This is a genomic window from Dyella telluris (assembly GCF_014297575.1).
GTDB lineage: Bacteria > Pseudomonadota > Gammaproteobacteria > Xanthomonadales > Rhodanobacteraceae > Dyella > Dyella telluris.
In genome coordinates, this window is record NZ_CP060412.1 from 2,432,334 (window position 1) to 2,453,231 (window position 20,898).

At 65.0% G+C, this 20,898-nt stretch carries 14 protein-coding genes; 8 read left to right on the top strand and 6 right to left on the bottom strand.

Annotated features, from left to right (window positions below; all coding sequences use genetic code 11):
* Nucleotides 1-32: 32 nt before the first annotated feature.
* From H8F01_RS10920 to H8F01_RS10950, 7 genes are all read left to right on the top strand, one after another.
* Nucleotides 33-3,059: a TonB-dependent receptor gene (locus H8F01_RS10920; RefSeq protein ID WP_484489043.1), complete on the top strand. Its 3,027-nt coding sequence runs from the start codon at nt 33-35 to the stop codon at nt 3,057-3,059.
* Nucleotides 3,060-3,358: 299 nt separating this feature from the next.
* A complete protein-coding gene (locus H8F01_RS10925; protein ID WP_187059040.1) occupies nt 3,359-4,453 on the top strand; it encodes a LacI family DNA-binding transcriptional regulator in 1,095 nt (364 codons plus the stop codon).
* A gap of 30 nt (nt 4,454-4,483) precedes the next feature.
* Entirely contained in the window at nt 4,484-7,507 is a 3,024-nt protein-coding gene (locus H8F01_RS10930; protein WP_238481222.1) for a TonB-dependent receptor, read from the top strand.
* A gap of 120 nt (nt 7,508-7,627) precedes the next feature.
* Nucleotides 7,628-9,088: a glucoamylase family protein gene (locus H8F01_RS10935; RefSeq protein WP_187059041.1), complete on the top strand. Its 1,461-nt coding sequence runs from the start codon at nt 7,628-7,630 to the stop codon at nt 9,086-9,088.
* Nucleotides 9,089-9,091: 3 nt separating this feature from the next.
* Nucleotides 9,092-10,390, top strand: coding sequence for a sugar ABC transporter substrate-binding protein (locus tag H8F01_RS10940; RefSeq protein WP_187059042.1), 1,299 nt, complete (start codon nt 9,092-9,094; stop codon nt 10,388-10,390).
* Nucleotides 10,387-11,265 carry a carbohydrate ABC transporter permease gene (locus H8F01_RS10945; protein WP_187059043.1) on the top strand — a complete coding sequence of 293 codons (879 nt, stop codon included), beginning with the start codon at nt 10,387-10,389 and terminating at the stop codon, nt 11,263-11,265. Before H8F01_RS10940 ends, H8F01_RS10945 begins: the two co-directional genes overlap by 4 nt.
* On the top strand, nt 11,262-12,083 hold the full coding sequence (locus H8F01_RS10950) for a carbohydrate ABC transporter permease (protein ID WP_187059044.1): 822 nt from the start codon (nt 11,262-11,264) through the stop codon (nt 12,081-12,083). The genes H8F01_RS10945 and H8F01_RS10950 overlap by 4 nt, the downstream gene beginning before the upstream one ends.
* 8 nt (nt 12,084-12,091) lie before the next feature.
* Here the strand turns inward: H8F01_RS10950 and H8F01_RS10955 are convergent, their stop codons facing one another.
* A complete protein-coding gene (locus tag H8F01_RS10955; protein ID WP_187059045.1) occupies nt 12,092-13,183 on the bottom strand; it encodes an ABC transporter ATP-binding protein in 1,092 nt (363 codons plus the stop codon).
* Nucleotides 13,184-13,329: 146 nt separating this feature from the next.
* Here H8F01_RS10955 and H8F01_RS10960 point away from each other — a divergent pair, with 146 nt between their 5' ends.
* Entirely contained in the window at nt 13,330-14,682 is a 1,353-nt protein-coding gene (locus tag H8F01_RS10960) for a GH1 family beta-glucosidase (RefSeq protein WP_187059046.1), read from the top strand.
* Between the two features lie 229 nt (nt 14,683-14,911).
* On the opposite strand, the gene thrC is transcribed toward H8F01_RS10960, so the two are convergent.
* The 5 genes from thrC to H8F01_RS10985 form a co-directional block, all read right to left on the bottom strand.
* Entirely contained in the window at nt 14,912-16,246 is a 1,335-nt protein-coding gene (gene thrC, locus H8F01_RS10965) for a threonine synthase (protein WP_187059047.1), read from the bottom strand.
* Nucleotides 16,243-17,220, bottom strand: a complete 978-nt coding sequence (locus H8F01_RS10970; protein ID WP_187059048.1) for a homoserine kinase — start codon at nt 17,218-17,220, stop codon at nt 16,243-16,245. Before H8F01_RS10970 ends, thrC begins: the two co-directional genes overlap by 4 nt.
* A complete protein-coding gene (locus tag H8F01_RS10975) occupies nt 17,220-18,314 on the bottom strand; it encodes a homoserine dehydrogenase family protein (protein WP_187059248.1) in 1,095 nt (364 codons plus the stop codon). Before H8F01_RS10975 ends, H8F01_RS10970 begins: the two co-directional genes overlap by 1 nt.
* A 149-nt stretch (nt 18,315-18,463) precedes the next feature.
* Complete coding sequence (locus tag H8F01_RS10980; RefSeq protein WP_187059049.1) at nt 18,464-18,613, bottom strand: hypothetical protein; 150 nt, start codon at nt 18,611-18,613, stop codon at nt 18,464-18,466.
* Between the two features lie 211 nt (nt 18,614-18,824).
* The gene (locus tag H8F01_RS10985) at nt 18,825-20,816 is read right to left on the bottom strand and encodes a bifunctional 2',3'-cyclic-nucleotide 2'-phosphodiesterase/3'-nucleotidase (protein WP_187059050.1); all 1,992 of its coding nucleotides are present in this window, start codon (nt 20,814-20,816) and stop codon (nt 18,825-18,827) included.
* Nucleotides 20,817-20,898: the final 82 nt, after the last annotated feature.

Genomic DNA, 20,898 nt, shown 5'->3' on the forward strand with positions numbered 1-20,898 from the left:
ACTTTGGAGGGGAGTCAATGAACCTGTTGCACATGAAGAAGAAGCTGCTGGCCAGCCTGATCACCGGCACGGTCATCGCCACCGCTGCCGTGCCCACCGTGGCATGGTCGCAGACGGCCAACGCCACGTTGCGCGGCAAGGCGCCGGCGAACGCGGAAGTCACCGCGAAAAACGTCGCCACCGGTGCGGTGCGCCGCTCCAACGCCGACGCCCAGGGCAGCTATGCGCTGGTGGGCCTGCCGCCGGGCACCTATCAGGTGGACGCAGGCGCGGGCACCGAACGCACCGTGACGCTCACGGTGGCATCCACCGCGTCGCTTGACCTCACCGCCGCTGCCCCCGAAGCGGCCGCCACTGCCAACGCCAAGAACCTCGGCGGTGTCTCCGTGTCGGCAACCACCCTGCAGGAAGTGAAGACGCCGGAGGTGGGCGCCACCATTTCGCTGCGCCAGATCGACACGATTCCCCAGGTTTCGCGCAACTTCCTCGAGTTCGCCGACACCGTCCCGGGCATGGTCTTCACGGTAGATCCGTCGGGCCACACGTCCTTGCGTGGCGGTGCTATGAACGATAGTTCTGTAAACGTTTACATCGACGGCGTGGGCCAGAAGAGCTACGTGGTCGGCGGCGGCGTGGCCGGTCAGAACAACAGCCAGGGCAACCCGTTCCCGCAGCTCGCCATCGGCGAGTACAAGGTGATCACCTCCAACTACAAGGCGGAGTACGACCAGCTCTCCAGCGCGGCGGTGACGGCGCAGACCAAGTCGGGCACCAATGAATTCCACGGTGAGGCGTACTACCGCTACACCGACGATTCGTTCCGCGCGAAGACGCCGTCGGAAGACGCGCAGGGCACCAAGTCGTCGTCGGAAGAGAAGGAATACGGCTTTGCCGTGGGCGGTCCGATCATCCAGGACAAGATGCACTTCTTCATGGCGTACGAAGCCAAGCGCTTCGACACGCCGGTGACCGTGGCGCCGAGCGCCGATGGCGCACCGGGCGTGCCGTACCTGCCGACCAGCGTTTCCTCGCAGATGGGCCCGGCCAACCTGCCGTTCCAGGAGGACCTGTACTTCGGCAAGATCGACTGGGAACCCACCGATCGCGACCGCTTCGAAGTGAGCGCGCAGATCCGCAATGAAACACAGCTCGATGGCATCGGCGCCGACCAGCAGAACACCACCTCGGCCGCCTACAACATCAAGAACAACAGCGAGCGCTACGTGGCGCGCTGGCAGCACAGCGGCCAGGCGTACTTCAATGAGCTGATCGTCGGTTATGAAGACGCCAAGTACTCACCCACCGCAGTGAACATCGGCAACGGCTACGTGTACACGTGGGAGCGCCCGATCGACGACCCGACCATCATCGCCACCGGCGCGGCCAGCCCGCAGTCCACGCAGAACAAGAGCCAGCGTGGTCCGTCCATCCAGGACGACTTCACCTTCAATGACCTGGAATGGCACGGCGACCACGTCGTGAAGATGGGCATGAAGCTGAAGCTGGTGACGCTGGAAGCGTCCGACGCGTCGGACATCAACCCGCAGTACTACTACAACGTCACCACCGACGGCACCGCCGCCACGCCGTACAAGGCTTACTTCACCAAGCCGGTGAACGGCCTGGGCCTGACCCCGTCCGTGTCCACCAAGAGCCGCCAGTTCGGCACCTATATCCAGGACGACTGGGCGGTGAACGACAAGCTCACGTTGAACCTGGGCCTGCGTTGGGACTACGAGCGCACGCCGTCGTACACCGACTTCGTGACGCCGGCCAACGTGGTGGCCGCGCTTTACTCGCAGGACACCAACGCCGGCGCACCGGCAGGCCAGACCTATGCCGAAACGCTGGCCAAGGGCGGCATCAACATCAACGACTACATCAGCACCGGCAGCAACCGCTCCGCCTACAAGGGTGAGTGGCAGCCGCGCCTGGGCTTCTCGTACGACTGGTTCGGCGACGAGCAGCACGTGATCCACGGTGGCGCCGGTCGCGCCTACGACCGCGACCTGTACGACTACCTGCAGCTGGAAACCACCAAGTCGGCGCTGCCGCAGTACACGATCTTCTTCCAGGATCCGGCCACCGGCACCTGCCATCGCGAAAGCACGCCTTGCTACCAGTGGGATCCGAACCTGCTCAGCGGTCTGCCGGCCCTGCAGGCACTGCTCGGTGCGAGCAGCAACGCGGGCACCGAGGTGGATCTACTCAACAACAAGCTGAAGGCGCCGTACTCCGATCAGTTCAGCCTGGGCATGTCCAACCAGATCGGTGACTGGCAGACCGACGCCACCGTGGTGCGCGTGCTGAGCTATGACGGCTTTGCCTTCACGCTGGGCAACCGCTACCCCAACGGCGCGTTCTTCCAGCACTCCAACGACAACCAGCAGAACAGCCAGCCGTGGGGTAACGGCATCCCGGGCTTCGGCGCGCTGATCCTGGGTGACAACGGCATCTCCACGCGCAGCACGCAGGTGCTGCTGTCGGCCTCCAAGCCGTATGACAAGGCGTCGGGCTGGGGCGCGACGTTCGCGTACACGTTCACCCATGCCAAGCAGAACCGCGACATCAACGAGCACTACTCGTTCGACTACGGCACCATCCAGGAATACCCGTTCATCACCTCGAACTCGGCGGCCAAGCATCGCTTCGTGGCCACCGGCAACATGGACGGCCCGTGGGGCACGGTGCTGTCGGCCAAGCTCACCCTGGCCACGCCGCTGCCGTACAACGGTGCGGCCTGCTACGCCGGCGTGACGCTGCCGGACGGCTCCAGCTGCGTGCCGACCTCGGCCACGCCGGAAGGCTCGAAGTTCCTCGTGGGCGGCAAGATCTGGGGTTACCGCGACATCGACCTGCAGGCCACCAAGGACTTCGACATCGGGCATGGCATGACGCTGTACGGTCGCTTCGACGTGCTCAACGTCTTCAACTGGCACAACTACTCCGACTACGTCGCGACGTTCGTGCCGGGCAACACCATGGTGAGCTACAACCAGACCGGCAACATCACCTTCGTGCCGCGCACCATCAAGTTCGAGCTCGGCCTGAAGTTCTGAGGTCAGTCCACCGGTTCTGTCCCTCCCCGGGGACCGGTGGTCTTTCGCGGCGGGCGCCCCCACAGCGCCCGCCGCCTTTCTCGGGGCCCGTGAACTGCGACGGTTCCTTCACTTGGCTATCGGGTTCCTTACTGGCTGATGTGATCGATGTTGCGCTGCCGTACCCCGGCATGGGCCTGCGGTGGGCCGGCACCAAGCCTTCTCGCAAGTTCTCCCGGCAGGGAGTTTTGCGTTGCAGCGAAAAAAGCAGTCAATTCTGCCTTTACAAGTTTTGATGAAAACGTTTACGTTCCGCCGCAATGCGCGGAGGAACGCCTCTGTGCCGCGCCTTGGGAGACGACGTGAGCACCAAGAAGGCCACCATCAAAGATGTGGCGCGCGAGGCGAAGGTCTCGATCGCGTCGGTCTCGCGTGTGCTCAACGGCCTGGGCGGTGTCACCGCGGAAACGCAGGACGCCGTGCGCAAGGCGGTGGCCCGCTTGCACTATGTACCCGACAGCGCCGCGCGCAGCCTGATCACCGGCCGCACCCACACCATCGGCGCGGTGCTGCCGGATCTCTACGGTGAGTTCTTCTCGGAGCTGATCCGCGGCATCGACCTGGCGGCGCGCGCGCGCGGCCTGCATCTGCTGGTTTCCAGCTCCCACGATGGCGTGGAAGACGCTGCCGCTGCGGTGCGCACCATGCGTGGCCGCGTGGACGGCATGATCATCCTTTCGCAGTTCGTCGATGGCGACTTCCTCGAGCAGAACATGCCGGCCGACTTGCCGGCGGTGCTGCTGGACAGCCCGGTCGATGACCCGCGCTATCCGTCGATCAACCTCGACAACGTGGCGGGCGCACAGGCGATGGTGAAGCACCTGCTGGACATCGGCCATGCATCGGTGGCGTTCATCAATGGCCCGGCCGGTAACTTCGACGCGCAGGAACGCGAAAAGGGTTACCGCGCCGCCATGCGCCAGTTCGCACCCAAGGTGCCGCTCAACATCGTGGCTGGCGAATTCACCGAAGAATCGGGCTATCGCGCCGGCCGCGAACTGCTTGCGCAGCCGGTGCGTCCGCGTGCCGTGTTCGCCGCCAACGACATGATGGCGGTGGGTTGCCTCTACGCCTTCAAGGAAGCCGGCATCCGCGTGCCGGAAGACATCGCCCTGGCCGGCTTCGACGACATTCTCATCGCACGGTACGTCACGCCTTCGCTCAGTACCGTGAGCGTCAGCATCGCGGACCTGGGCAGGCGTGCTCTGCTCCTGCTCACCGAGCTCATGGAAGGCAAGGGCCCCATTGGCGGCCCGCATACCCGCACGCTCCCTTGCGACGTAGTCGCTCGCGAATCGTGTGGCGCCAAAGGCACCAACAACGTCGCATCAAAACATCCTCCGGCGCTCGTCTGAGCGGCGGCCTTTGTGGGAGGGGAGAACCCGATGATCATTCAAACCCAGAAACGTAAACGTTTACTTGCTGCCGCCATCGGCTTTGCCATGGCCTCTGCCATGCCCGCCATCAGCCTGGCGCAGTCCTCCGACGCGACCATTCGCGGCCAGGGTCCGGTCGACACGGATGTGGTCGCCAAGAACGCGGCGACGGGCGCCACGCGGCGCACGCATACCGACAAGGGCGGCAGCTACGCCCTGGTGGGCCTGCCGCCGGGCACCTACCAGGTGAGCGCCGGCCCGGGCACGGAGCGCACGGTCACCGTGACGGTGGCATCGGTCTTCACGCTCAACCTGAGCGCGCAGCAGGCCGCCGCCGCGGCACCCGCCGCAGCAGCCAACGCAAAGGACCTCGGCCCGATTTCCGTATCGGCCACCACCCTGCAGGAAGTGAAGACGTCCGAAGTGGGCACGCTGGTGTCGCTGCGCCAGATCGATACCACGCCCGCCGCATCGCGCAACTTCCTCGAGTTCGCCGACACCGTGCCGGGCATGGTGTTCACGCGTGACTCCAACGGCAACACCAGCCTGCGTTCCGGTGCCCAGGCAAGTTCGAACATCAACGTCTACATCGACGGCGTGGGCCAGAAGAACTACGTGATGCCCGGCGGCGTCACCGGCCAGAACAACAGCCAGGGCAACCCGTTCCCGCAGCTCGCCATTGCCGAATACAAGGTCATCACGTCCAACTACAAGGCTGAGTACGACCAGTTGTCGAGCGCGGCGGTGACGGCAGAAACCAAGTCGGGCACCAACGATTTCCATGGTGATGTGTTCGGCAGCTACACGAACACCAGGATGCGTGCGAGGACGCCCGCAGAGGATGCGTCCGGCGAAAAGGCCCAGTCGCACGAAAAGGATTATGGCTTCGACTTCGGTGGCCCCATCCTCAAGGATCAGGCGCACTTCTACATCGCGTACGAAGGCAAGGAGTTCAACAGCCCGATCACCGTGACACCGCAGGGCAACTCGACCTTGTGGCCGGAGTTGCCGGCGAGCGCACAGAAAGAGCTCGGCCCGACCAACCTGCCGTTCAAGGAGAACAACTGGTTCGGCAAGGTGGACTGGGAGCCGACCGACCGTGACCGTATCGAGGTCAGTGGCAAGTATCGCGACGAAAACGCGATCAGTGGTGTCGGAAGCAACAGCACAGAGAACGCCGCGCTGAACACGCGCAACACCGAAAAGCGTTTCGATATCCGTTGGGATCACAGTACCGACAGCTGGTTCAACCGCCTGCAGGCCACTTATGAGGATGCGGTCTATAACCCCAGCCCCATCGTGCTGGGCTACGGCGCGTCCTATACCGACTACAAGAACCAGAACTCCACGCTGCTGGTGGACGGCGCTTCGCCGTTGTCATTCCAGAACAAGGGCCAGAAGGGCCCGGCGATCTCCGACGACTTCACCTTGAATGACGTTCAGTGGCACGGCGACCACGTGATCAAGATGGGCGTGAAGTTCAAGTCCGTGAAGCTGACCGCGCAGGATGCCGGCGACACCAACGCGCTGTACACCTATGCGGTGGGTCCGGACGGCACCGAGTCGATTCCGTACAAGGTGCAGTTTGGTAATCCGATTCCGGGGCAGAACCCGGTCGCGACCAGTCGCGACAAGCAGTTCGGTACCTACATCCAGGATGACTGGCAGGTGGACGACCACTGGACCTTCAACCTCGGCGTGCGCTGGGACTACGAAGAAACGCCCTCGTACCTCAACTACGTGACGCCAGCCGGCGTGGTCGCCGCGATCAATTCGCAGGACCCGAATGCGCCCGCAGGGCAGACCTATGCGCAGACGCTGGCCAAGGGCGGCGTGAATATCAACGACTACATCAGCACAGGCAACAATCGCCACGCACAGAAGAACGAGATCCAGCCGCGCATCGGTTTCTCCAACGATCTGTTCGGTGACGAAGCGCATGTGATCTTCGGCGGCTGGGGTCGTTCGTACGACCGCAACCTGTATGAGTCGCTGCAGGTCGAGCAGACCAAGTCGGTGCTGTCGCAGCCCACGCTACTGTTCAACACCCCGCTGTCGCCGTGTGTGCCCAGCGCCACCTGCCTCACCTGGAACCCGGCTTATCTGGGCATTCCTGCCCTGCAGGCGCTGGTTGCCAACAGCACGGCGGGCAAGGAGGTGGACCTGATTAACAACAACCTGAAGTCGCCGTATTCAGATCAGCTAAGCATTGGCATGCGCAACCAGGTCGGCGAATGGAACACGAGCGTCGCCTTCGTGAACATCAAGAGCTTCAACGGCATCGTGTACACCCTGGGCAACCGCTATCCGAACGGTGCCTTCTGGCAGGGCGGCAGCCAGCCATGGAGCTACGGCATACCGGGCTACGGCAGCCTGATCATCGGCAACAACGGCCTGAAGACCAAGACCAACCAATTCCTGATTTCTGCCGAGAAGCCTTACACGGCCGACTCGCACTGGAGTGCATCGTTCGCGTACACCTACACGAATGCCGTGCAGAACAACGACAACCAGGATCCGACCGACCAGTACGCGTTCGACTTCTCGACCATTCACGCGTACCCGTTCACCGGTGCGGCCGTCGCCAAACATCGACTGGTATCCACCGGCTCGCTCGATGGCCCGTGGGGCTTTGTATTCGGCGCCAAGCTGACGCTCGCCACGCCGATTCCGGATCTTGGACTCGCCTGTTATCAGACGCCGACCAACCAGGAAGTGGGCAGCATGAACGGCGGCGGTTGCCAGTCGGTATCGATTCATCCGCCCGGCACCGGCAAGTTCCTTGTTGGCGGCAAGGTGTTCGGTTACCGCGACTTCGACATGCAGGCCACCAAGAACTTCAAGGTCTGGGGCAATCTCAACGGTTACGTGCGTATCGACCTTCTCAACGCATTCAACTGGAACAATTACAAGGAATATGTCGAAAACTGGAACGCGCTCAGTACTGGCCAGCGCGCCGTGATCTACAACTCGGTGGGTGACATCACCGGTTACCCCCGCACTCTCAAGGTCACCGCAGGCATCAACTTCTAAGTACACCCCGGCCATCTGGACGATGGCTTTTCACGAGGCCCGCGTGTTGCGGGCCTCATCTTTGAGAGCACGATCCGGCGCTGCGTGGCAGCACGGGTCAGGCCCTGAGGAAACCGTGACATGAGCAAGCGAACCATCCGTGCCGCACTGGTCGGCGCACTGACCCTCGCGGTGGGCATGGCAACGGCGGCACCGGCCGCCTCAGCCGGCGACACGGCGACCCTGAAGTACAACGCCTTGCCGGCCGGGCAGCGCGCCGCCATCGACGAGCTGGAGCAGCGCACGTTCCAGTGGTTCTGGGACAGCGCCGACCCGAAGACGGGGCTGGTGCCCGATCACTGGCCGGCGGAATCGTTCGCCAGCATCGCCTCGGTAGGCTTCGCGCTGACCGCCTATGGCGTGGGCGTGGAGCGCGGCTACGTGACGCGCGATCAGGCGGTGGAACGCACCCTGGCTACGTTGAAGTTCTTCAACGAGGCCACGCAGAACGACAGCGAAGACGACGCCACCGGCAATCACGGTTTCTTCTACCACTTCCTCGACATGAAGACCGGCAAGCGCTACTCGCGCTGGGTGGAACTGTCGAGCGTGGATACCACGCTGCTGCTGGGTGGCGTGCTGTTCTCGCAGACCTATTACGACGGCCACAACGCGAAGGAAAAGCAGATCCGCGAGCTGGCCGATGCCATCTATCGCCGCGTCGACTGGACCTGGATGCAGCCCAAGGCGCCCCTGATCAGCATGGGCTGGACGCCGGGCGGCAAATTCATCCCCGCCAACTGGAAGGGCTACGACGAAGGCATGCTGGTCTACGTGCTGGCGATGGGCTCGCCCACGCACCCGGTGAGCGACGATGCGTGGCAGGCCTGGGCCAGCACCTATCCCAAGCAATGGGGTGAATTCCAGGGGCGAACCTTCCTCAACTTCGCGCCGCTGTTCGGCCACCAGTACAGCCAGACCTGGGTTGATTTCCGCGGCATCCGCGATGCCTGGAGCCGTGATCACAACACCGACTACTTCCAGAACAGCCGCGAAGCCACCTATGCGCAGCGCGCCTATGCCATCGCCAATCCCAACCACTGGGAGGGCTATGGCGAGAACATCTGGGGCCTGACCGCGTGCAATGGCCCCGGCGATGCGGTGGTGAAGCGCGACGATGGCAGCACGCGCGCCTTCTATGGCTACACCGCGCGTGGTGCCGGTCTGGACTACATCTCCGATGACGGTACCATCGCTCCTACGGCGGCAGGTGGCTCCATTGCCTTTGCACCGGAGATCGCGGTGCCTGCGCTGCTGGAAATGAAGAACAAGTATGGTGACGCCATCTATGGCAAATACGGCTTCGTGGATGCCTTCAATCCGAGCTACGGCACCGGCATGGCACCCAAGGAAGGACGCATCGTGCCGGGCATGGGCTGGGCCGACGACAAGCAGATCGGTATCGATCAGGGGCCTATCGTCTTGATGATCGAGAACTGGCGCAGCGGCTTTGTCTGGAACGTGATGCGCAGGAATCCGTATATCCGCAAGGGCCTGGAACGCGCCGGCTTTACCGGCGGCTGGCTGGAGCACACGAAGTAACCCATGCGCTGGCTGATACGCCCACCCGTTGCAACGGCATGCCGCCTGCTGGCGGCTGCCGCGCTGTTGCTGGCGGGTTGTTCCTCGTCGCAGGACCCGCAGACGCTCACTTTCTGGACCTTCGGCCGCGAAGGCGAAGCCGTGGTGAAACTGCTGCCGGCGTTCGAGCGCGAACATCCCGGCATTCACGTGAACGTGCAGCAGCTACCGCTGTCCGCGGCACACCAGAAGCTGCTCACCGCGTTCGCCGGCAACTCCACGCCGGACCTGTGCCAGCTGGGCAACACCTGGTTGCCCGAGTTCGTGGCGATCAAGGCGCTGGAGCCGCTGCAGCAGCGCGTGGCGGCATCCACGGCGGTGCAGCCGGATGACTACTTCGCGCACATCTGGTCCACCAACCTGATCGACGGCACGCTGTATGGCGTGCCCTGGTACGTGGATACGCGCCTGCTTTTCTACCGGCGCGATCTGCTCAAGGCAGCAGGTTTCGACGCCCCGCCGCGTGACTGGGCAGAGTGGCGCCGGATGCTGGCCGCGCTCAGCCATCCCGATCGCGGTACCTACGGCATCCTGCTGCCCACCAACGAGTACGAGCAGCTGATGTCGCTGGCGCTGCAGCAATCTGAGCCGATGCTGCGCGATGGCGGGCGCTATGGCAATTTCCGCAGCCCCGGCTTCAAGCGCGCGCTCAGCTTCTATGTCGATACCTTCCGCCTGCGCCAGGCGCCGGCGATCACCGCCGTGGAAGCGGGTAATCCGTGGGAAGAGTTTGGCCGCGGCGTGTATGCCTTCTATTTCTCCGGTCCGTGGAACATCGGCGAGTTTCGCCAGCGCCTGCCGGCCAACCGCGAGAACGAATGGGCCACGGCACCGCTGCCCGGTCCTGACGGCGGCGTGGCCGGTGCGGCGGGTGGCGCGAGCCTGGTGGTGTTCCGTCGCTCCACGCACAAGGACCAGGCCTGGGCGCTGATCGAATACCTGTCCCGTCCCGACGTGCAGCAGCGTTTCTACGACCTGCTCGGCGACATGCCCGCACGACGCAGTGCATGGGATGGCGGCAGCCTGCGCACCGATCCGAAGGTGCAGGCGTTCCGCCAGCAACTGGAAAACGTCAAGGCGACGCCGCCCGTGCCGGAGTGGGAACAGATCGCCAACGAGATGCAGCTGGTGGCCGCGCAGGCGGTGGCCGGCGAACTGAGTGTGGATGAGGCCGCAGCGGAGATGGATCGCCGCGCGGACCGCATTCTGGAGAAGCGTCGCTGGGTGCTCGATCACTCGCGCGCCACGGAGGCAGCACCATGAAGCGACCATCCGCCGCGTGGTGGTTCCTCGCACCCGCCATGCTCGTGCTCGGCGTGTTTTTCCTCTTGCCGGTGGTGGCGGCGCTGGCGCTCAGCCTCACCGACTATGACCTCTACGCGCTGGCCGATATCCGCCACCTGCGCTTCGTCGCGCTGCACAACTACTGGGACCTGCTGCACCAGCCGGCATTCTGGTCGGCACTCGGGCATACGCTGACCTTCGTGGTGGTGGGCGTGCCGTTGTCCATCATGGTGTCGCTGGGCATGGCGCTGCTGCTCAACTCGCCGCTGGTGCGCTGCAAGAGCTTCTTCCGCACCGCACTGTTCGCGCCGGTGGTGACCACCGTGGTGGCCGTGGCGGTGGTGTGGCGCTACATCCTCAACACCAAGTACGGCTGGCTCAATTACGTGCTGGGCCTGGTAGGCATCCATCCGGTGGACTGGCTGGGCGATCCGCACTGGGCGATGCCATCGATCATCCTGTTCGCCGTGTGGAAGAACTTCGGCTACAACATGATCATCCTGCTGGCGGGCCTGCAGGCCATTCCGGCCGATCTCTACGAGGCGGCACGCATCGATGGCGCCTCGGCGCCGCAGCAGTTCCGCCACATCACCCTGCCCATGCTGGGTCCCACCCTGCTGATGGTGGCCATCCTCACCGTATCGGGTTATTTCCAGCTGTTTGCCGAGCCCTATGTGATGACCGAAGGCGGCCCGCTGCAGAGCACCACCAGCGTGCTCTACCTGATGTACAACGAAGGCTTCAAATGGTGGAACTTCGGCATGGCTTCGGCCGTGGCGTTCCTGTTGTTCGTGATCATGTTCGCCGTCACTGCGCTCATGCTGCGGCTGGGCCGGCGCGGAGCCACGGCATGAGCCCCCGCATTGCCAAGGCGCTCGTTCACGGCCTGCTGATCGGTGCCGTGCTGGTGGCCGTGTTTCCGCTGCTGTGGATGCTGTCGGTGTCTTTCATGCACCCCGGCGAAGCCGGCAGCCTGCCGCCGCCGCTGCTGCCGTCGCATCCCACGTGGAACAACTACCAGGCGTTGTTCGTGCGCGCGGGCGTGGGTCGCTACCTGTTCAACAGCCTGGCGATTTCCACCGCCATCACCGTGCTGTCGCTGGCCTTCAACCTGATGGCGGGCTATGCCTTCGCCAAGCTGCGCTTCGCCGGCCGCGAGCGCCTGTTCCGCGGGCTGCTCGGCATGCTGGTGATCCCCGCACAGGTGGCCATGCTGCCGCTGTTCCTCACGCTCAAGTACATGGGCCTGGTGAACAGCTATGCCGCCGTGGTGCTGCCGGCAGCGGCCACGGCGTTCGGCATCTTCCTGGTGCGCCAGTACGCGCGCGGCATTCCCGATGAACTGCTGGAAGCGGCGCGCATCGATGGCGCCAGCGAGTGGCGCATCTTCGGCCAGATCGTTTTGCCGCTGCTCAAGCCCATCATGGTGACGCTCGCCATCTTCACCTTCCTCACCGCATGGAACGACTTCATGTGGCCACTGATCGCACTGACCGGCCAGGAGCATTACACGCTGCCGCTCGGCCTGGCTTCGCTCGCACGCGAGCACGCGCAAGACAGCGAGCTGATGATGGCCGGCTCGGTGGTGACGGTGATTCCCGTGCTGGCGCTGTTTCTCGCCATGCAGCGCTACTACATCGAGGGGTTGTTGCTGGGTAGCGTGAAGGGTTGATGACCTGTTCAGGCCAGTCGCGTACCGGTAGCGGGATCGAACATATGCAGACGATCAAGCGCGAGCTCGAAATGCATGAGCTCGCCTGCCTTCGGTAGCGAACGTGGCGGCACCCGAGACACCAGCGTCTGCTCACCGTGTCGCAGGTTTAGAAAGATTTCGTTGCCCACGGGTTCGGTCACTTCGAGCGTGGCGTTGAGTGTCGCGTTCGCTTCGCCGGTGGGGCGCAGGTCTTCGGGGCGCACACCGAGCACGATCTCGCGGTCGATCCAGGGCAACAGTTCAGGTGACTGGCTTTCCAGCGCGCCAAGTCGCACGTCACCTTGCGCCGTCTCCAGGTACCAGCCATCGCCATGGCGCAGCGGGCCACGCAGCAGGTTCATGCCCGGCGAGCCGAGGAAGCCTGCCACGAACAGGTTGGCCGGCTTTTCGTACAGCGCCATCGGCGTGTCGATCTGCTGGATCTGTCCGCCGTTGAGCACCACGATGCGCTGGCCCAGCGTCATGGCTTCGACCTGGTCGTGGGTCACGTAGATCATGGTGGCGCCGAGCTGGCGGTGCAGTCGTGCGATCTCCACGCGCATCGACAGGCGCAGCTTGGCGTCAAGGTTGGAGAGGGGTTCGTCGAGCAGGAACACCTTGGGTTCGCGCACCAGGGCCCGGCCCAGGGCGACGCGCTGGCGCTGGCCGCCGGAGAGGGCGGCGGGCAGGGAATCCAGGCGATGCTCCAGCTCCAGCTGCTTTGCCGCTTCGGCAATGCGCTGGTCGATCTCGGCCTTCGACTTGCCGCGCAGGCGTAGCCCGAAGGCGAGGTTTTCCGCCACGGTCATGTGCGGGTAGAGCGCGTAGTTCTGGAACACCATGGCGATGTCGCGATCTTTCGGCGACACCTCGTTCACCACGCGGTCGCCGATGCTCAGCGTGCCGGAGGAGATGGTTTCCAGGCCGGCGATCATGCGCAGCAGGGTGGTCTTGCCGCAGCCGGACGGGCCGACCAGTACCAGCAGTTCGCCATCGGCGATCTCAAACGTGGCCTCCGCCACGCCGACGTGCCCGTTGGGATAGACCTTGCTGACGCGATCCAGACTTACCCTTGCCATCAACGCCTCTCGCTGTGTTGCGCCGATGGCTGACCGGGCCACCGTAACGGAATGTGGACGCCCCCGCTGCACATCCGGGTCGCGCTACGCTATTCTCAGCATGTAATCGTTTACATCAAGCTGCGTCAAGCCATAGGGACCCCGTAATGACCCAGAGCCTTCGCTTTCCCCCGGACTTTCACTGGGGCGCCGCGACCTCGGCCTACCAGATCGAAGGGTCTCCCCTGGCCGATGGCGCGGGCCCCAGCATCTGGGAGCGCTTTGCCCATACGCCGGGCATGATGGCCAACAACGACAACGGCGACATTGCCTGCGATCACTACCGTCGCTACAAGGACGATGTGCAGCTCATGCGCGCGCTCGGCCTGCAGGGCTATCGCTTCAGCATTGCCTGGTCGCGCGTGTTGCCCGAAGGCACCGGCCGCATCAACCAGAAGGGCGTGGATTTCTATTCGCGCCTGGTCGACGAGTTGCTGGAGAACGGCATCGCGCCGAACGCCACGCTGTTCCACTGGGATCTTCCGGCCGCGCTGGACGATCGCGGCGGCTGGCTCAACCGCGACAGTGCGCACTGGTTCGCCGAATACGCCGGTGTGATGTTCAAGGCGCTGGATGACCGCGTGAAGCTGTGGTCCACGCTCAACGAGCCGTGGGTGGTCACCGATGGCGGTTACCTGCATGGCACGCTCGCGCCGGGCCATCGCAGCAAGTACGAAGCGCCCATTGCCACCCACAACCTGATGCGCGCCAGCGGCGCCGGCATCCAGGCCTATCGCGCGCTGGGCAAGCACCAGATCGGCGTGGTGTTCAACATCGAGCCGAAGTACCCGGCGAGCAACAGCCCGGAAGACATCGCCGCGACCAAGCGCGCGCATGCCTACATGAACGAGCAGTTCGCCGATGCGGCGCTGCTGGGCAGCTATCCGCCGGAGCTGAAGGAAATCTTCGGACCGGCGTGGCCGGATTTTCCGGAAGACGATTTCAAGCTGACCAAGCAGCCGGTGGATTTCGTCGGCCTCAATTACTACACGCGCGCTGTGGTGAAGAACAATCCGGACGCCTATCCGCTGAAGGCCTCGCCGGTGCGCCAGCCCAACGTCACCCACACGGAGACGGGCTGGGAAGTGTTCGAGCAGGCCTTTACCGACATGCTCACCTGGTTCAAGGGGCGCTACGGCGACATCCCGCTCTATGTCACCGAGAACGGTTCGGCGTTCTATGACCCGCCGGTGGCCGAGGGCGACGTGGTGGAAGATCCGCTGCGCACCAGCTATCTGCGCAAGCACCTCAAGGCCATGCACCATGCCATCGAGCTGGGCGTGAACCTCAAGGGTTATTACGCCTGGTCGCTGCTGGACAACCTGGAATGGTCGCTGGGCTTCGCCAAGCGCTTTGGCCTGTATCACGTGGATTTCGCTACGCAGAAGCGCACGCCCAAGGCGACGGCGAAGCTGTACGCGCAGGTGATCGAGAGCAACGGCGCGGTGCTGGACGATTGATTGAGGGCGGTGGAGGTTTGCGTGCTCTAAACGCACCCTCAACGTACCCGTCCCCTCACCGTCATCCCGGCGAAGGCCGGGATCCAGCGACTTTGCTCTGGACCTCGGAAAAAACGAAAGTCACTGGATCCCGGCCTTCGCCGGGATGACGGTGAGGGTTGGTTGACGGTGAGGGTTGAACGACCGCGACGAGAGCGTCCTAGCTGAAGCCTTGGTCGGCGATTCGCCGTTATTCGGCAGCCACCGTACTCGTCACTTTCATCCGTTCACCCAGCCAATTCTTGAGATCTGCTTCGCGGGCTGCCATCGGCTCCGCATGCGCCGGACGCTGCAGCATGGCCGCCAGCGCCGGTGGCACCGCCAGATGCTCGCCGATCAACGGCTCGACCACGCTGTCGAACTTCGCGGGATGCGCCGTGGCCACCACCGCCCAGGGCAGGCCGGTTACGCCCATCTGGTCGAGCAGATGCACTGCCGTTGCGGTGTGCGGGCAGAACACCTCGCCATGGTCGCGGGCGTGGCGCACGATGGTCTCGCAGATGGTTTCGTCATCGACGCTATGGGCGTGCAGTTGCAGGCGCAGCTCGTGGTCGTGCGGGAAGGTCCAGCGCAGCCGCTCGAAGTTGCTCGGTGCACCCACGTCCATGGCGTTGGCCAGCGTGGCGATGGCCGGGCGCGGCGAGTAGGGCGAGCCATCGAAGTAATCGCTCAGCGTGGCGTTGGCGTTGCAGGCCAAGTGGATCTCGCCCACCGGCAGGCCCATTTCGCGCACCCATACACACGCCAGCGCATTGCCCAGGTTGCCGGTCGGCACGATGAAGTTGAGCGGTGAGCGCTGCTCGCGCCACCATGCCAGCGAAGCATGGGCGTAGTAGCTCATCTGCGGCAGCAAGCGGCCGAGGCTGATGCTGTTGGCGGACGAGAGCGGCACGCGCCGCTGCAGTTCGGCATCGTTCAACGCCGCCTTCACCATGCGCTGGCAGTCGTCGAAGCTGCCGTCTACGCGAAGCGCCTGCACGTTGTCGCCAAAGCAGCCGAGCTGATGCGCCTGGCGCGGCGACACGCGGCCATCCGGATAGAGAATCACCACGCGCACGCCGGGCTGCCGGTGGAACGCGGCGGCGACTGCTGCGCCGGTATCGCCCGAGGTGGCCACCAGAATGGTCAGCGGCACGTCGCTGTCACGGCGCAGGCGTCGGAAACAGGCCGCGAGAAAGCGCGCGCCGACATCCTTGAATGCCGCGCTGGGCCCATGGAACAGCTCCAGCACCGACGCGTCGTCGCGATACGACAAGGGGCGCAGCGGCACGTCGAAATCCAGCGCTTCGCGGCAGATGGCAGGGAGCTCGCCCGCCAGCGACGAGCTGCGGAAGAACGGTTCGAGCAGGGTCGTGGCGGTATCGGCCAGCGAGCCATTCGGGTCGAAGTCGGCGGCGTCCCGCTGCGGCAGCGCTTCGGGCACGTACAGGCCACCATCGGGCGCCAGGCCCGCGGCGATCACTTCCTCGATATGGGCCGCATGCTTCGCGCCTCGCGTACTACGGTAGTGCAACGGCTCGCTCATGCCGCTTCTTCCTCGTCGACCAGCGCCGCGGCGGGTCCGTTGATGGGTGACACCAGTACATCGCTGGCGAGGCCTTCTTCCGCGAATGCCGCGGCCATCGCTACCGCCGCGCGTTGCGCGTCCTCGCGTCGTTCGTACCAGCCGAACACACTGGGGCCGGCGCCGGAAATACTTGCGCCGAGCGCAGCGTGATCCAGCGCGGCCTGCTTCACGCGCGCAAAGGCTGGGACCAGCGGCGCGCGCCTTGGTTCCACCAGCACGTCCTTCAGGCCTTCGCGCACCAGTTCGGCGTCACCGCGCTGGCAGCCGGTCAGGAACAGCGCGAGGTTGGCGTGTTGTGCCACCACGTCGTGAAGATCGAAACCCTTGGACAGCACCGCACGCGCCTGACGCGTCTCCAGTACCACATGCGGATGCACCAGCGCGCAATGCCAGCTTTCCGGCACGGCAAGGCGAATCAAGCGATCCCGCGTGGACAGCACCAGGCCGCCCAGCAGCATCGGCCCCAGGTTGTCGCCATGGCGGCTGCCGCTGGCCACGGCCTCGCCGTCCAGCGCAAAACCGTAGAGCGCTTCGCGTGGCAGCGGGCGTTCCAGCAATGCATTGGCAGCCACCAGAGCGGCCACGCACGAGGCGGCAGAACCGCCCATGCCGGAACCCAGGGCGATGCCCTTGTGCAGTTCCACTTCAAAACCGTGGCGCAGGCCCAGTGCGCGGCGCAGCGACATCAGCGCCGCGCCCGCGGTGTTGCTGGCCGCATCCAGCGGCAGGTCGGTGACCACGCCGTGGATGGCGGCGATGCGCACCACCGGTTCATCGATACGCCGCACCACGGCGCGATCGCCGGCGCCGGCCACGCTGTGGCCAAGGATGTCGAAGCCCACGGCGACATTGCCGACGCTGGCATACGCCATGGCTTGCGCGCTCAGGGCGCGTTGGGGGGACACAACAGGATCCATCAGTCGGGCATTCATCAGCGCACCTCCAGCGATTCGGCGATGCGCAACAAGTCGGTGAACACGCCCGCCGCCGTCACTTCCGGACCGGCGCCGGGACCTTGCACCAGCATGGGGTTCTCGCGGTAACGGTGCGTGGTGAACTGTACGATGTTGTCGGTGAGACGTGTGTGCGCGAACGGGTGCGACACCGGCAACACGGCCAGCCGCACGCTGGCGTGGCCTTTCGCGTCGAGGCTGGCCACATGACGCAACACGCAGCCCTGCGTCTGTGCCTGCGCGACGTGGCGCGCCATCGAAGCATCGAGCAGGTGCAGGTGTTCCATCACCTCATCGGCGGGCAGCGCGGCCAGTTCGGGTGGCACCAGGCTCTGCACCTCGACATCGTCCAGCGACAGCGACCAGCCCGCTTCGCGCGCCAGGATCACCAGCTTGCGCGCCACGTCCAGGCCGGAAAGATCGTCGCGCGGATCGGGCTCGGTGTAGCCCAGTGCATGCGCCTCGCGCACCAGCGCGGAGAACGGGCGGTTGCCGTCGTGGCGATTGCACAGCCACGCCAGCGTGCCGGAGAACATGCCTTCCACCGCGAGCAGTTCATCGCCGGTGTCGAGCAGGTCGCGCAGTGTCTGCACCACGGGCAGGCCAGCGCATACCGTGGCTTCGTAGCGGAAGCGCGCGCCATGGCCACAGGCGGCCTGGATGGCCTGCAGCCGATCCAGCGGGCCGCTGCTGGCGAGCTTGTTGGGCGTCACCACGTGGATGCCGCTGGCCAGCCATTGGGCATAACGCGATGCCACGGCATCGCTGGCACTGCAGTCGATCAGCAGGGCGTGGCGGCCATCGTCGCCACGCAGGTGGGCGGTGAAATCATCGAGGTTGCTCGGACGCCAGGTCTGCGCGCTGTCGTGGCGACCATTGAGCTCGGGATCGTCGATATCCAGCCACATGCGCCGACTGGCCGCCACGCCGCACAGGCGCAGGTCCAGACCCGCCCGCGCCAGTCGCGGCTGCGCGGCGCGCAACTGGTCCAGCAAGGCGCTGCCGACACGGCCGGGGCCGACCAGGCCCACGGCGAGGGCGCGCTGGCGCGCGGTAGTCGTCGGCAGCGCCATGGCATGTGGCGGTAGCGACGGTTGTTCGAGCGAGGGCGATGCGACAGCGTTCACGGTGGCCTCCAAAGTGGTGGCCCGTGCTCGTCGAGGGGGAGTCGGTGTGTACGCCGGCCCGCCTCATCGAGGGCGGGGCCGTTTGCGTCAGGAACTTATTCGCGCACGGAGACCCACCCCGACCCGGTGGTAATAGTGGTCGTAGTGGTGGTCATGGTGGCGATGGACGTGGCGCCGGACAGCAGCACGCACCCGGTGGAAACCGGGTTCAGGAACAGGCGTGCGGGTGCGATGAGCGGCGACATGAGCCCGACCTTAGGTCGATTGCTGCACTGCAGTCAACAGGTACGTTTGAAACTTTTGGACGTCCAGGCGGGCCGTTCTCCGCCCCAAAGAGTGAATCTGTGGGAGCGCACCCTGTGCGCGACGGCGGAAACGGAGCGCCATGCCGTCGCGCACAGGGTGTGGTCTCACCGAGTGGGGGACGCGCGCCGGGCGCGACCTCCACCTATGCCTTCAATGCGACAGGTCGATGGCGTAAACCGCCGTGCCGTCGCCGTTGTCCTTCACCTGGCGGATGTTCTTCAACTCCGCTTCGCGCGCCACGTCCTGCTTGCCGGTGGCGGCCTTGAACACCACCTCGCCGCGGGTCTTCACCGGAGCGAAATGCCAGGAGGTGGCGGGCAGGTCGTTCGCCGTCAGGGTCTGCTTCTTCTGCAGCCATTTGGCCAGGATCTCGCGGGCGCCATCGGGTGCGGCCAGCACCACGTTGCTGCCGTCCAGGCCGGGGAAGCTGCCGCCGCCGCTGGCGCGGTAGTTGTTGGTGGCCACCACGAACACCTGATCCGGCTTCACCGGCTTGCCTTTGTAGGTGAGCTTGCCGATGCGTTGGCTGACGGGCTTGGTCACGTTGATCTGGTAGCTCAGGTCGCCCTGGATCTGGTCGAAGTTGTAGCCGGGCAGGCGGTCGCCAATCAGCGGCTGCTCGCCTTCCTTGGCCGGATCGATCTGGTTGAAGCGTTCGGCGGATTTCTCCAGCCATGCCTTGAGGCCGGCGCCGTCCACTTTCACCGCGGCGAGCGTGTTCGGGTAGAAGTAAAGGTCGGCGGCACTGCGCAGGGTGAGCGGGCCAGCGGCAACGTCGGTGTAGTCGTCCGGGCCGCCGAAGCCGGTACGGAATGCCGCGGCTGCCGACAGTACCGGCACCTTGGCCAGTTCCGGATGCGTCTTGGGCAGTTCGTTCTGCACGTAGTCGCGCATGGCCGCGTTGATCGGCGCCAGCGCGGTCATGTTGCCTTCGTCGGCGAAGTAGCTGCTCAGGTGCACGCGCGTTTGGCCGATGGGCGTGTTCACGTAGGCCACGGCGGCTTCATGCGCCTGCTGCACCAGCGGGGCGATGGCCGGGTCGGCGGGGACACAGTCGTTCTTCTTCGGACAGATGGGGCGCACTTCGCTGTGCGTCTGGCTGTCATCGATCACCCAGCGGCCGTCCTTGCGCTGCAGGGCCAGGTCGATCACGCCCAGGTCCTTGCCGAAGAATCCGCCCATGACCGCGGGCTTGCCACGCACGAAGCCGCGCTCGGCGTCCACGTCCTTCATGCCCTTGTAGTGCGGGCCGGGGAATTCGGTGTGCGAGTGGCCGAGCAGCAGCACGTCGATGCCCGGAATGCCGGCCAGATACCAGCCGCCGTTTTCCATGTCAGGCGTGTACGGCGCGGTGTTGAGGCCGCCGTGCAGCACGGCCACAACCACATCCGGGTGCTGTGCTTCAAGCTCCGGCAGGTACTTCTGTGCGGCTTCGACCACGCCGGTCACGGTGACCTTGCCGGCCAGGTTTTGCTTGTCCCAGTCCAGGATCGGCGGCGGCGTGAAGCCGATGATGCCCACCTTGAGCGGCAGCTTGCGGGTGCTGCCGTCCGGCGCGGTAACGGTGATGTCCTTCTGCACCACCGTCCACGGCTTGAAGATCGGCGCGCCGTCGCGGGTGCTGAACACGTTGGAGAGCACCAGCGGGAAGTGCGGGCCGGCACAGCGGTCGGCATGGCCGCCTTCCACGTTCATCGGCGTGCCGGTGACCTGGGAAAGAAAGCCCAGGCCGTAGTTGAACTCGTGGTTGCCGGCGGTGCCGCCGTCGTAGCCCATGGCGTCCATGGCCTGGTAGATGCCCAGCTCCTCGCCGCAGCCCACCGGCTTCACCAGCGACTGGTAATCGGCCAGCACGCTGCCCTGGATGGTGTCGCCGCTGTCGAACAGGAAGCTGTTCGGGTACTGGGCGCGGGCGCGGCGGATCAGGGTGGCGACCCGCTCGTAGCCCACCGAATCGTCCTCGCGCTGCTTGTAATAGTCGTAGCTGAGCACGTTGGAGTGGACGTCCGTGGTCTCCAGGATGGCCACCTGGGCGCGGCTGCCATCGGGCAGGGCGGTGGCGGAGTGGCTGGTCGACTGGCTGGCGCAGCCCGCCAGGACGGCGGCGGCCAGGGCGGCAAGGGGGAGCAAACGAGGGGTCATGGGCCGGTCCGTGGGGACAAAGGGAGGCAAAGGGGGCGCAAAGCTAGCAGATCGGCGTGACGATCCGCCCGCTCAACGGCTG